The 12,915-nt window shown below is 67.1% G+C and carries 13 protein-coding genes; 2 read left to right on the forward strand and 11 right to left on the reverse strand.

Annotation, left to right across the window (positions count from 1 at the left end; translation table 11 throughout):
* The first annotated feature begins 1 nt into the window (after window position 1).
* Window positions 2-1,381: a multicopper oxidase family protein gene (locus tag ACFVWG_RS30065; RefSeq protein WP_391546800.1), complete on the forward strand. Its 1,380-nt coding sequence runs from the start codon at window positions 2-4 to the stop codon at window positions 1,379-1,381.
* Here the strand turns inward: ACFVWG_RS30065 and ACFVWG_RS30070 are convergent.
* From ACFVWG_RS30070 to ACFVWG_RS30120, 11 genes are all read right to left on the reverse strand, one after another.
* Window positions 1,363-2,589: an MFS transporter gene (locus ACFVWG_RS30070; RefSeq protein ID WP_391546801.1), complete on the reverse strand. Its 1,227-nt coding sequence runs from the start codon at window positions 2,587-2,589 to the stop codon at window positions 1,363-1,365. The two genes, ACFVWG_RS30065 and ACFVWG_RS30070, sit on opposite strands and share 19 nt — an antisense overlap.
* A gap of 9 nt (window positions 2,590-2,598) precedes the next feature.
* Window positions 2,599-3,204: a winged helix-turn-helix domain-containing protein gene (locus ACFVWG_RS30075; RefSeq protein WP_391546802.1), complete on the reverse strand. Its 606-nt coding sequence runs from the start codon at window positions 3,202-3,204 to the stop codon at window positions 2,599-2,601.
* Window positions 3,205-3,271: 67 nt separating this feature from the next.
* Window positions 3,272-3,490, reverse strand: a complete 219-nt coding sequence (locus tag ACFVWG_RS30080) for a hypothetical protein (protein WP_391546803.1) — start codon at window positions 3,488-3,490, stop codon at window positions 3,272-3,274.
* 79 nt (window positions 3,491-3,569) lie between these two features.
* Window positions 3,570-4,667, reverse strand: coding sequence for a sulfite oxidase (locus tag ACFVWG_RS30085; protein ID WP_391546805.1), 1,098 nt, complete (start codon window positions 4,665-4,667; stop codon window positions 3,570-3,572).
* A 33-nt stretch (window positions 4,668-4,700) separates the two neighbouring features.
* Window positions 4,701-5,249 (reverse strand): exonuclease domain-containing protein, encoded by a 549-nt coding sequence (locus ACFVWG_RS30090; protein WP_391546806.1) that lies wholly within the window; start codon window positions 5,247-5,249, stop codon window positions 4,701-4,703.
* Window positions 5,249-5,857 (reverse strand): response regulator transcription factor, encoded by a 609-nt coding sequence (locus ACFVWG_RS30095; protein ID WP_391546807.1) that lies wholly within the window; start codon window positions 5,855-5,857, stop codon window positions 5,249-5,251. The genes ACFVWG_RS30090 and ACFVWG_RS30095 overlap by 1 nt, the downstream gene beginning before the upstream one ends.
* A gap of 73 nt (window positions 5,858-5,930) precedes the next feature.
* Complete coding sequence (locus ACFVWG_RS30100) at window positions 5,931-7,055, reverse strand: sensor histidine kinase (RefSeq protein WP_391546808.1); 1,125 nt, start codon at window positions 7,053-7,055, stop codon at window positions 5,931-5,933.
* A gap of 18 nt (window positions 7,056-7,073) precedes the next feature.
* A complete protein-coding gene (locus tag ACFVWG_RS30105) occupies window positions 7,074-7,808 on the reverse strand; it encodes an ABC transporter permease (protein ID WP_391546809.1) in 735 nt (244 codons plus the stop codon).
* Complete coding sequence (locus ACFVWG_RS30110) at window positions 7,805-8,707, reverse strand: ABC transporter ATP-binding protein (RefSeq protein WP_391546810.1); 903 nt, start codon at window positions 8,705-8,707, stop codon at window positions 7,805-7,807. Before ACFVWG_RS30110 ends, ACFVWG_RS30105 begins: the two co-directional genes overlap by 4 nt.
* Before the next feature lie 333 nt (window positions 8,708-9,040).
* A complete protein-coding gene (locus ACFVWG_RS30115) occupies window positions 9,041-10,435 on the reverse strand; it encodes a glycosyl hydrolase family 18 protein (RefSeq protein WP_391546811.1) in 1,395 nt (464 codons plus the stop codon).
* A gap of 308 nt (window positions 10,436-10,743) precedes the next feature.
* Window positions 10,744-11,385 carry a TetR/AcrR family transcriptional regulator gene (locus tag ACFVWG_RS30120; protein ID WP_391546812.1) on the reverse strand — a complete coding sequence of 214 codons (642 nt, stop codon included), beginning with the start codon at window positions 11,383-11,385 and terminating at the stop codon, window positions 10,744-10,746.
* 66 nt (window positions 11,386-11,451) lie between these two features.
* Here ACFVWG_RS30120 and ACFVWG_RS30125 point away from each other — a divergent pair, with 66 nt between their 5' ends.
* Entirely contained in the window at window positions 11,452-12,906 is a 1,455-nt protein-coding gene (locus ACFVWG_RS30125; protein ID WP_391546813.1) for a flavin-containing monooxygenase, read from the forward strand.
* Window positions 12,907-12,915 lie beyond the last annotated feature (9 nt).

Genomic DNA, 12,915 nt, shown 5'->3' on the forward strand with positions numbered 1-12,915 from the left:
CATGGCGGTGTTGGTGCCGTTGGGGTATCTCTGGGCGACCAGCCTCGTCCCGGGCACCTACAACGCAGCAGACATGGGGTACGCCGACTACGGCGGCGGTCCGGCCGGCGGGCACGAGCACATGCACCACGAGATGAGCATCGCGGATCTGACCGGACCGAAGACCGGTACGCCGGATGTGGCCGTCACACTCGTTGCCCGCAAGGAGAAGAAGGGTCTGGCCGGGTACACGCTGAACGGGAGCTCGCCGGGACCACTGATCCGAGCCGAGAGCGGTGATCTCGTCCAGGTGACGTTGATCAACGAGTCGGTCCCGGACGGTGCAACCCTGCACTGGCACGGGATCGACGTACCGAATGCCGAGGACGGCGTCGCGGGAGTGACCCAGGACGCCGTACCGGTGGGTGGGCAGCACGTCTATCGCTTCCGGGCGGAGGACGCCGGGACGTATTGGTACCACTCGCATCAGGTCTCGAGCGATCAGGTGAAGGGCGGGCTGTTCGGGCCGATCGTGATCGCGCCGAAGACTCCAGGTGAGGTGCTGGCCACGATCCACACGTACGACGGCAAGCGGACGATCAACGGACTTACCGGGAGTCAGCGCCACGAACTTACTGCCGGTACGACGGCGCGCCTGCGCGTGATCAACACCGACAACGCGATCCTCCGCATCGGCCTCACCGGGACGCCGTACAAGGTGCTGGCGGTCGACGGGCGCGAGGTGAACGGTCCGACGCCGACCACCAAGGCCTACGCACTCGCAGCAGGCGGACGCGTCGACCTCGAGGCGGTCGTGCCACCAGCAGGCCTCAGGTTCGTCGCCGGTACGACGGCGCTCTCGCTCGGCATCGGACCGGTTGATCCGCCGACCGCCGAGCTGCCGGCCGAGACCGTCGACCTGCTGACCTACGGCACCCCGAAGGCGATCGGGTTCGACCCGGCCAAGGCGGACCGGCGGTTCGAGTACCGGATCGGCCGGCGGATCGGCTTCCTGGACGGCATACCGGGTCTGTGGTGGACGATCAACGGGCACAAGTTTCCCGACGTCCCGATGTACATGGTTGCCGAGGGTGACATTGTCCGGATGACCATCAGCAACACCAGCGGGCAAGCACATCCGATGCACCTGCACGGCCATCACGCGGTTGTCCTGAGCCGCAACGGCGTCGCGTCGACAGGCTCACCTTGGTGGACGGACACCGTCGAGGTCGGCAACAACGAGACCTACGAGATCGCCTTCGTCGCCGACAACCCGGGTATCTGGATGGATCACTGCCACAACCTCCCGCACGCCTCCGAGGGACTGATGACCCATCTCATGTACGCCGGTTACGCAACGCCGTTCCGTATCGGCGGTACGACTCACAACACCCCGGAGTGAGCCTCGTCCACCACTGCGGGGACCGGGCGGATGACCTGGCCGCGCAGGGTGACGGCCAGGTAGAGGACCGAGCTGGTGATGACGATCGCCATGATCATGAAGATGACGTGATAGCTGATCAACGAGACGAGGGTGGCGCCCAGCGCCAGGCTGATGGCTTGGGGGCTGCCCATGACGACCTCGGAGGCGGTGGAGACCCTGCCCATCAGGCGCAGCGGCGTGCGGCGCTGGATGAGCGTCATGAAGGCGATGATGATCAAGGGGATCGAGTAGCCGAGCAAGGGGAAGTCGAAGAGCAGGACCGGCAGGCTCTCGGTGGCGGCGATGACGGCGATCGAGGCGGCCATGGCGAGGGCACCGACGGCGAAGGTGCCGACCTCGCCGAGGCGGCGGACCCACCAGGTCGCGGTCAGACCGCCGGCGATGGCGCCGACGCCTTGGATGGTGACGATCACGCTGACGAACTCGACCGGCTTGTCGAAGACGTCGACGATCGCGTAGATCGAGGCCTCGGTGAAGCCGAGGACGAGCAGGAGCAGACCGAGGCCGACCAGGGTGTGCCGCAGGATGCGGTCGGACCACAGGTGTTTGATACCGCCGCTCATCTCGGTCAGCCAGTTGCCTTCGGAGCGCTCGGGCTTGCGATCGGGGAGCGTCATCGTCCCGATGATGATCGCGGCCGCCAGGAAGGTCGCGGCGTCGACGAGAGCGACGGCCCAGCCGCCGACCAGGGCGAACAGGCCGGCACCGATGATCGGGCCGATCAGCCGGAAGCCCTCCTTAACGGTCTGCAGTGACGAGTTCGCCGTGACCAGTTGCGCGTCGCTGACGATCTCCTTGAGCAGCCCGTTCAGCGCGGCCGGCAGGATGATCATCGAGATGCCGTAGAGGAACGCGACGCCCCAGACGATCCACACGTCACCCGCGTCGCGGACCAGCGTGAGCGGGAGGACGGCGATCGCCGAGGCGAGACTGCCCCAAGCCAGAACGCGGCGCGGCGGCAGCCGATCGACGTACAGGCCGAAGAGGGGTGCGACCAGGGCCGGCACCACCATCCAGAAGAACGTCAGGCCGGCCTTGGCGTTCGAGCCGGTCAGGCTCTTCACCCACATGCTCAGCACGAGCAGCATGACCGAGTCGCCGAACATCGACGTGGTCATCCCGGCGAACAACCGCCGGAAGGCGGGCTGCGAGAACATTGCGCGCATCGGAAAACCTCACTCAGGTGACGGCGTCGGATCGGCGATGCCGTAGGTCGGGACGCCCCAGGACATGAAGGCACACAAGCGCGACCCGGGCGGGCGGAGCGCCGGATCCTGGTGCCGGTCGAAATGCTTCATCAGTGCCTCGCGGACAACGGCGTTCGCTACCTCGAGCTCGTCGGCGGTCAGCCACATCATCGATTGCGTGGACGTCGCGGCGCTGCGCCACTCGGCCGGCTCGTCGGAGATACGGAGCTGGCTCTCGAGCAGCCGGTCGACCTCCCGCGTCACCAGTACCTCGGTCAGCGCGCGCCCGGCCAGCTGGAAGTCCGTCTCCAGCGGGCCGCCCTCCTCATCGCCCCAGCTCATCCCGAGGTGGGTCGCCTGCCATGGCCGCTGCCGGCCGACACCACCCGGCGCCTCCTCCACGAACCCGTACTCCGCGAGCTTGCGTAGGTGCCACGAACAGTTCGCCGGGGACTCGTCGAGGCGGTCACCGAGCTGGGTCGCCGTCATCGCGCCGTTGATGGTCACCTGCTCCAGGATCGCGATCCGCACCGGATGCGCGACGGCCCGCAGCGTCCGGGCGTCACTGATCTTGCGTTGCCTCGTCTCGTCCACGCATCGAAAGTACTCTTTCGAAAGAGGTGTTGCAATAGCATTCAGGCGGAAGTTCTGCGGGTGCGGTTCAGGAGGCCTGGTCGTCCCGGGCGGCAGATTCGCGCCGGTGCATGGCGGCGATCCGGCTGCAGGCGGCGTCGATGGCGGCCCGCTGGCTGACGTAGGAGCCGCACCACAGCGGGTTGTCGGGCTGCGGGAACAGTCCGTCGTCGATGTCGGCGTACCACTCGTCCGCCGTCCGGAAGATCCGTGCGTGCAGGTGCAGTTGCGTATCCGACTCGTTCACCGCGTCACCCCTGGAGGAGAACTGTGTCCGAATTCCAGGATGTGACGCCGGTACGGCGGAATCCCCCAACGACACGCGGTCAGGTAACGAAGACAGTGATCCGTTGGGCGCTGTTGTTCGCGAAACCGCCGCGGTTCCAGGGCGCTTCAACTGGTTGCTCACGGCCACTGCCGTCGACCGCGCGGACGGTGATCACGTGCTCGCCGGGCGCCGCGTCCCAGTCGTAGGTGAAGGAACGCCAGGCGAGTTCATCGTTGCCAGCGGCATCGAGTTTGGCGGGGTGCCAGGTGACGCCGGCGTCGGTACTGACCTCGACGCGTTCGATCGGCGCCCAGCCCGACCAGGCCTTGCCCTCGAGCACAACGGTGCCTGCGGCAACGAATCGGTGCCGGCTCATGAAGTCCGGAAAGCCCGGCGGGATCAGCAGTGCCCGCGGTGCGATCTTGGTGATCGCGGTCCCGAGTTCGTCAGCCTCCTGGCGCATCCGGTAGGCCACCGCGTTCTGGAAGCCGTCGAACTCGTGGTCGATCAGCTCGATCGACCGCAACCACTTGACGCTGGCCATCCCGTACCAGCCCGGTACGACGAGGCGCAGCGGGTACCCGTGTTGCGGCGGCAGCGGATCGCCGTTCATCTCCCAGGCGACGATCGCACCCGACTCCATCGCTTCGCCGAGCGACAGTCCCCGCTGATAGTCCTGCTCGACCCCGCGCTCGATCCCGTGGTCCGCGCCGGTGAAGACGACATCGACCGCGTCCTTCCGGACCCCCGCGTTGTGCAGCAGGTCGGACAACAGCACGCCGGTCCATTCCGCCGTACCGACCGCCTCGTTCAGCCAAGGCTGGCTGATAGGCCGCGGGTGCAACGACGCCCGGCCGTTGCCGGCGCACTCCAACGTCACCCGGACGGTACGGCGTCCCATCGCGCGCAGTTCGGTCAGTCCGAACGACATCGGTTGCTCGACGCACCCATCGACCTCCAGCCGCCAGGTCGCCGCGCTACCGGCCGGAATGTCGTAATGGACCAGCACGTAGTGGAGGCCGGCCGGCGTCACGTCGTACCGCAGGGCCTCCAACGGAATGCCATGGTTGCGCGCCGCCAGTTGCAGCTCGTCACCGGTGATCCCCTCACCGGTATCCGCCAACCGCCCCCGCACACTGAACCGCTCGATCGACATGATTCCTCCCCGAAGGCCCACGCTAGTGCGTGCTCACACCTCGGGGAAGCTTTCCGCCGAGAGTTGGACGATGAGCGCGGCGATGTTCCACGCGTCGTCCGTCCCCGAATGATGCCGTCCCTCAAGCGGCAGACCGGCCAATTTCAGTGCTTGAGACATCCCCGGCCGCCGCTTCAGCCCGCGAATGTCGGCGAAGCGGGCCTTCGCGTTCACGTGGGTCGGCCCGAAGGGATAGGCGACACCGGTCGCCGCGCACTGACGCTCGAACTGCTTGCGGTCGTAGTCGCCCCAACTCATCCACACACGCTCGGCAGCGCCGTACTGGCTGGTCAGTAGTGCGCAGGCTTCAGCAAAGGTGACCCCAGCGCTGACTGTCGCAGTGGTCAGACCGGTGAGCTCGGTACAGAACGCGCTGATCTCGGAACGCTCGGGGCGGACCAGGATCTGGTGCTTCTCCGCGCGTTGCCAGCTGTCGATGTCGATCGTGGCCAGGCCGATCTCGATGATCTCGTTGTCCATGCCGGGCGGCGGTTCGCCTTCCCAGCAGGTCGCTTCGAGGTCGATCACATTCAGCAGTCGCATCAGAGCCAGCCGTTGTCGAGGGCGATCCGGGCGGCCTCGGCGCGGGTGCGCGCACCGGTCTTGCCGATCGCGGCGGAGAGGTGGTTGCGAACCGTCCCCTCCGACAGGTGCAGTTCCTTGGCGATGTCCGCGACGGTGCCGCCTTCGCGGGCCGCCCGCAGTACGTCGGACTCGCGGCCGGTCAACGGGCTCGTCCCGGCCACCAGGGTCTCCGCGGCGAGCGAGGGGTCGACCACGCGCAGTCCTTGGTGCACACGCCGCACGGCGTCAGCCAACTGAGCAGCCGGAGTGTCCTTCACGACGAACCCAGCGGCCCCGGCCTCCATCGCGCGCCGCAGATAACCCGGCCGGCCGAACGTGGTCACCATCAGGATCCGAACCCCCGGTACGGCGGTGCGCAACGCGGCCGCGGCCTCGATGCCATCGATCCCGGGCATCTCCACGTCCAGCAGCGCGACGTCCGGCGTACTGGCTTTGGCGGCCGCGATCACCTCGTCACCCCGGCCGACCTCGGACACCACCTCGAGGTCAGGCTCGAGATCCAGTAGCGCGGCGAGCGCACCACGGACGAGTGCCTGATCATCAGCGAGCAACAAACGAATGGTCACGCCTCCACCTCGCTGCGCTCGGCTACGTCGTGACAAGGGGCCGCTGTACTTTCGGTTCTCTCGCTGCGCTCGTTCACGTGCCAACCTTTACAGCAAGGCGGAAACCGCCGTCGGGGGACTGGCCGACCTGGAGGCCGGCGCCGGCTTGGTCTGCTCGCTCGCGCAGGCCCATCAGGCCGTGGCCGGAGGTGGAGCCGTTCGGCGTCGGGCCCTTGCCGTCGTCGAGGACCTCGATCTGCCGGGCGGCGAGTTTGATCGTGCAGCGCTTGGCGCCGGAGTGCCGGATCACGTTGGTGACGCCCTCGCGGATCACCCAGGCGAAGAGCTCGCGGTTCTCCTCAGGGACCTCGTCCATCGTGGTCGGCAGGTCGGGTTTGATCTCGGCGGCCTGGAGGGCGGTGCGGGCCGAGACGAGCTCACCAGCCAGGCTGAGCTCGCGATAGCCGGCGACCGCTGCTCGGACATCACCGAGTGCGGCGCGGGCGAGGCTCTCGACGTCGGCGACCTCGGCGGCGGCCTTCTCGGGGTTGACCTGGATCAGTCGGCCGGCCAGCTCGGCCTTGACCGTGATCACGGTCAGCGAGTGGCCCAGGATGTCGTGCAGATCGCGGGCGAACCGGTTCCGCTCCTCCTGGACGGCGAGCTCGGCCATGTCCTGCCGGGCCCGGGTCAGCTCCGAGCTGCGCTGCATCGCCCGGCGCATCGCGAGGACGGCGATGCCGGCGAGGAAGATCGCGAAGCCGTAGCTGCCGTCGTCCGACCAGCCCGGGACCACTCGCATCGCCAGCTCGACGCCGCCGAGGAGCAGCAGGACGATGAGCACCCCGGCGCGTATGTCCAGCGTGAGCAGAGCGGTCGCCGCGATGTAGACCATGCAGGTGAGTGCGGTCTGGCCGGCCGTCATGGTCAGCAGTAGCGCCAGCCCGAGCATGAAGGCCAGATATCCCAGCCGCTGCCACAACGGGGAAGCGTTCTGCCGGAACTCCTGCCAGCGCAGGACACCGAAGAAGCTGATGTAGGCGAGGCCGAAGGCGAGCAGGTTCAGCAGGCCGAGGACCCGGGTGATGCCGTGCTGGGTCTGCCAGATCTCGGTCAGCGGCTGGACGAGATAGAACAGCCAGACCCCGACCGCGAGCCAGCCCCACCGGCCCGGTGGCCGATCTTCGGCGGCCATCGTGGCCGGCAGGGTTCGCGTCATGAAGCTCACGGTAGGCGATCAGGCTCGCGCGGTGTCGGCGCGGTAGCGACGCAGGGCAATGAAGCCGAGGACGACGGTCCAGCCGAGCACGACGAGCAGGGCCTGGGTGTCCACCCCACCTGCAGTCAGTGCGCTGCGCGAAGTCAGCCCAGTCCAGTACGCCGGAGTGAGCTGGGCGATGTGTTTCATGATCGAGGGCATCTGGTCGACCGGCAGCCACAGTCCGCCGAAGGCGGCGATCAGCATCGTCGCGAGTCCGGTGATCGGCTGCACGCTGTCCGGCTTGGCGACGTACCCGATGACGAGCCCGATCGCGGCGAACGGCAGGGCACCGAGCCAGGAGACGAGTGCGACAGTGATCCACTGAGTAGCGCTCAGATGCACGTGGCCGACCGTCATACCGAAGAGGAAGACGACGATGAGCGGGGGAACCGCCACCAGCAGCGACAGGATCACCTTGTTGACCACATAGGCCTGGGGCTTCAGCGGGGTGAGCCGGAGGGTTCGGTTCCAGCCGCCGTCGCGTTCGGCCGCGATCACGCCGCCGCTGCTCATCGCGGCCGACATCGAGCCGAACATCGCCATACTGACCATCACGTAGGCGATCGCGGAGATCCCGCCCTCGGCCGCGTCCTTCGGAATCGTCAGGCCGAAGATCGCGAACAGCACCAGCGGCATCAGGATCGCGAAGATCATCACGCGCCGGTTGCGCAGCGTCCGGCGGATGTCGAACATCAGGTAGTTGCGGTTCATGCCAGGCTCTCTTCCTGGGCCGCGCTGATGGCGAGGACGGCGTCCTCGAGATCGGCGGCGGTGACTTCGATGTCGTGGGCGTTGGTGTTGTTCAGCAGGTAGCGCAGGGTGTCGTCGGAGTCCGCGCACTGCAGCAGTACGACGTCTCCGCGGGTCTCGACGTTGCGAACACCAGGCAGGGAAGCCAATGCGGCCAGGTCGGCACCAGGCACGGTGGCCCGGATGGTCCGGCCGGAGACACTCGCCTTGATCTGCGCAGCGGTGCCGTCGGCAACGATCTTCCCGTTGCGCATCAGTACGACGCGGTCGGCGTAGGCGTCGGCCTCTTCGAGGTAATGGGTCGCGAACAGGACCGTGCGGCCGCGGGCCGTCTCGGCGTGCATCGACGCCCAGAAGTCGCGGCGGGACTCGACGTCCATCCCGGTCGTCGGCTCGTCCAGCACGATCAGATCGGGCTGCGGGATGATCGCCATCGCGAACCGCACCCGCTGCTTCTGGCCGCCGGACAGCCCCTTCATCTTGCGGTCGTACAGGTCGGCGATCCCGGCCCGGTCGAGCGCTTCCTTCACCGGCATCGGCTTGCTGTGCAGGCCGGCCACGAGGTTCAGCAGTTCACCGACCTTGGCGTCCTCGATGATCCCGCCGCTCTGCAACATCACCCCGACCTGCCCCTGGGCGATCGCCTCCGACGGCGTTCCGCCGTACACCTGCACGCTGCCCTGGTCCGGCCGGACCAGCCCGAGCAGCATCTCGATCGTCGTCGACTTGCCGGCCCCGTTCGGCCCCAGCAGCGCGACGACCTCACCGGCCCGGATGCTCAGATCCACCCCAGCGACAGCCTGCACCGCCCCATACTTCTTGGTCACGCCCATCAGGCTGACCGCAGTCGTTGTCGTCATACCCAAAGCTTGCTGGCACTGGCCGTTCACCCCCTCGACCAGTCGTCACCACCCGCCCATGACATCCGTCAGCCGCCCCTCAGGGTCCCTTCTCAGGGTTCGCCCGGACGAGGTCCTGCTGGTGGCGGGTACCGATCGCCGCAACGTCCGAACGATCGGAGCACGTGGTCGGCGATTCTTCGGACGCTAGCCACCCCCGGCCGACCTTGAGCACGGTTCAACCGTTTCGACGGGTGTGACGTGGTTGGTGGGTGCACAAAGTGGCTGGCGCCGATGACCCTTGCCGGGAACTGCCCGGGGACGCACTTGACGTGGTCCCCGGGCCGAGCGGGATCAGGCGGGGAGGGTCCAGATCTGGTTGCTGCTGGGGGCGCAGTCCCAGATCTGTAGGCGGGTGCCGTCGGCTGAGCTGGGGCCGGTGGCGTCGAGGCAGCGGCCGGAGTTCGGGTTGCGGAGGTTGCCGTTGCTCTGGGCTTGCCAGGACTGGGCGCCGGTGCCGTTGCAGTCGTAGAGCTGGGTGACGGTGCCGTTGGCGGTGCCGGCCGCGGCGACGTCGAGGCACTTGCCGAGGGCACGGATCGTGCCGTCGGAGCCGACCGTCCAGATCTGGCCGGTGCCACTGCCACAGGTCCAGAGTTGTACGGCGGTGCCGTTCGCGCTGTTGTTACCGGCGACGTCGACGCACTTGCCGGCGATGCCCTTGATCTGACCGGTGCTGCCGGTCGGCGGCGGGGTGGTGCCACCGGCGGCGTCGAAGATCGCGCTGACCAGCGAGGCGCTGCCGGTGGCGTCCTGGGACAGCTCCCAGTTCATGATGCCGCCGGCGTTCGCGACCGCCCACTGCGTCTTACGCTTGATGGTCGGTACGCCGTTGTAGCACTGCTGACCGCCGTTGTTGTAGCAGTCCACGTTCGCGTTGTTGGGGTTCGCCGCGACGATGTCCTTGTAAGCCACGTAGGTCGGCCGGCTGTAGAACGGAACGCCGAGCACGGTCTTGGCCTTCGGCAGACCGCGGTTCTTCCAGAAGTTCGCCGAGGCGATCGACCAGTCGTAGTTGGCGTGCGGGCTGCCGCCGTCGTACGCCATGATGTTCAGCCAGTCGACGTACCCGAAGACGACGGGCTGGACGCCGTCCGCCGTACCGCCCTCGGAGACGACCGCGGCGGTGAGGATCTTGCCGTTGTTGTGCAGTGTGGTGCTCAGTTGCTGCATCAGCGCGGCGTAGTTGTTGCCGGAGGCACCTGGGTCCGGGTACTCCCAGTCGATGTCGATGCCGTCCAGGCCGTACTGGTTGATGACGCTCATCACCGAGTTGACGAAGGTGGTGCGGGCACCTGAGTTGCCCGCCAGCGCCTCGAACGCGGAGTCGTTGCCGTCGTTCCAGCCACCGATGGCCAGAGAGACCTTGACGCCGTTCTGGTGACCGAGGCTGACCAGCTGGGACAGCTTCGCCGTGTTGTCGATCGCCTGCAGGGTGCCGTTGGAGTTCGGCAGCGCGAAGGCGTAGTTGATGTGGGTGAGCTTGCTGTACTGGATCGCGGTCACGCTGCCCGACCAGGAGGGCATGTAACCGACGCTCTTGAAGCCGGCCGGCAAGGCCGCGGCCGCAGTGGTGGCTGCCGGAGCGGCCTCGGCCTTTGGCGTGGAGGCGGTGGTCCCGATCAATCCGGCGGTGCCGGTGACCAGGGCAAGTGCTGCGATCGCAAGGCGACTTCGGGACAACTTCATGGGGGCGGTCCTTTCGGAGGGGACCCCCGGGCAGCAGCCAGCGAACGGTCGAGTCGGCACCTTCCGGGGGCGGTTGTTGCGAAGGCGAAGATAAGAAAAGATCTGACCGAAGTGCCGTTAGTTTCCTGTGTGAACAGAGTCGCGTCAAGGTGTCGTGACCAGCGAGAATGCGCATTCTCACAACCTCCGGAAAACCCCGCTGGGAAAGCGGTACCGGGATGTCAGTACGCCCGGGACAGCGTTTGCCGCGACGATCTCTCCGCTAACGTCCGAAGAACCGCAGTACGTGGTCGGCGTGTTTTCGGACGCTAACTCTTGCTGAGGGTGTCGAGGCCTTGCCAGAGGAGGTCTTTGAGGGTCCGGGCGACCTTTTGCGCCGACGGGGGATTGGGGATCCGGGTGCGCCAGACGGCCAATCTCTCGGTGGCGCCGGAGATGGATTGGGCCAGGATTTCGACTTCGTCCGAATCGACCTCGCGGGTCTTCGGGAGATTGAGGCGGACCATCGCGGAGATGAGTTCGATGAAGGCTGCCCGGACCTCGTCGGTCGCGGCCGCCATCGGGCCGGCGGCGGGGCTGGTGGCGAGCATGCCTTCGTCGATCAGGACGGACCAGGCCTGCGGATGATCGTCGAGGAACTGGAACCACGCGACGAAGCCGGCGTACAGCGCGTCCTCGACGTCGGTGGCCGCCATCACGGCGTCCGAGACGGTTTCGAGGAGTTGCGCGCGGAGGCGGGCCAGGCAGGCGAGGAACAGGCCGTCCTTGGAGCCGTAGTACTGGTAGATGAGCGGCTTGGAGACGCCGACGGCGGCCGCGACGTCGTCCATCGAGGTGCCCTGGTAGCCGCGTTCGCCGAAGATCCGCTCGGCGGCGGCGAGGATCTCGCGCTCGCGGGCGGCCCGGTCGCGGCGGCGCTTCGGGGTCGGCTGGGCAGTGGTCGACGTCACTTGCGTAGCTTAACTGACTCCGAGTAACTTACTGGGAGTAAGTTCGCCCAGGAGGAGGTTCCGGCAATGGAGAACACGCATCGGATCGTCGTGATCGGCACCGGGTTCGCCGGGATCGGGATGGCGGTCCGCCTCAAGCAGGCCGGGTACGTCGACTTCGTCGTACTGGAGCGGGCGAACGATGTCGGTGGCACCTGGCGGGACAACACCTACCCGGGCTGCCGGTGTGACGTGCCGTCGCATCTGTACTCGTTCTCGTTCGCGCCGAATCCGGAATGGTCGTCGACGTTCTCCCCGCAGCCCGAGATCGAGCAGTACCTCCGCGACGTCACCGATCGGTACGACGTCCGTCGGCACATCCGCTTCGGTCACACCGTCGAGTCCGCGAACTGGGAAGACGGCCAGTGGCGGATCCGGACCGACCAGGGTGACTTCGTCGCCCAGTTCGTGTTCTCCGGGATGGGGCCGCTGGCCGAGCCGTCGGTCCCGAAGCTGCCTGGTATCGAGGACTTCGAGGGGGACGTCTTCCACTCCGCCCGCTGGAACCACGATCTCGATCTGGCCGGCCGCAAGGTCGCGGTGGTCGGGACCGGTGCCTCGGCGATCCAGTTCGTGCCCGCGATCCAGCCTGAGGTCGAAGAACTGCACCTCTTCCAGCGGACGCCGCCGTGGGTGATGCCGCGGCCGGACCGCAAGATCACCGCAGTCGAGAAGGCGGCGTACCGTCGTTTTCCCCTTGTGCAGAAGGCGGTTCGGACCGCGATCTACTGGGGTCGCGAGTCGATGGTCCTTGGCTTCGCCAAGCTGCCCCGCATCATGAAGCAGGCGCAGAAGGTCGCCGAGAAGCACCTCGAGCACCAGATTCGCGACCCTCAATTGCGCGCGAAACTGACGCCCGACTTCACCCTGGGCTGCAAGCGTGTGCTGCTCTCCGACGAGTACTACCCGGCCCTCGCCCGCCCGAACGTCAATGTCGTCACCGACGGGATCGCCGAGGTCACCCCGAATGCCGTGGTCACCCACGAGGGTGTGAAGCACGAGGTCGACACGATCATCTACGGCACCGGGTTCCGCGTCACCGATCTCCCCGTGATGGACATGGTGTACGGCCGCGACGGCCGATCGCTGCGCGACGCCTGGGCGGACGGCATGGAGGCCCACCTCGGTACGGCGGTCGCCGGCTTCCCGAACTTCTTCCTGCTGATCGGCCCGAACACCGGCCTCGGCCACAGTTCGATGGTCTTCATGATCGAGTCCCAGATCGCCTACATCATCGATGCGCTGCGGGAGATCGATGCGTTGGGTCTGCGCGAGGTCGAGGTGCGGCCAGAGGTGCAGCGCGCGTTCGTCGACGGTGTCCGGTCCTCGATGGAGAACACCATCTGGACCCGCGGCGGCTGCATGAGCTGGTATCTCGACTCCCAGGGCCGCAACACCACGCTCTGGCCGACGTTCACCTTCCGGTTCCGGCAGCTCACCCGTCGGTTCGATGCGGCGGAATACCAGACCCTCGCTATGTGACATCTTGCG

It is taken from the genome of Kribbella sp. NPDC058245, from assembly GCF_042882005.1.
Lineage (GTDB): Bacteria > Actinomycetota > Actinomycetes > Propionibacteriales > Kribbellaceae > Kribbella.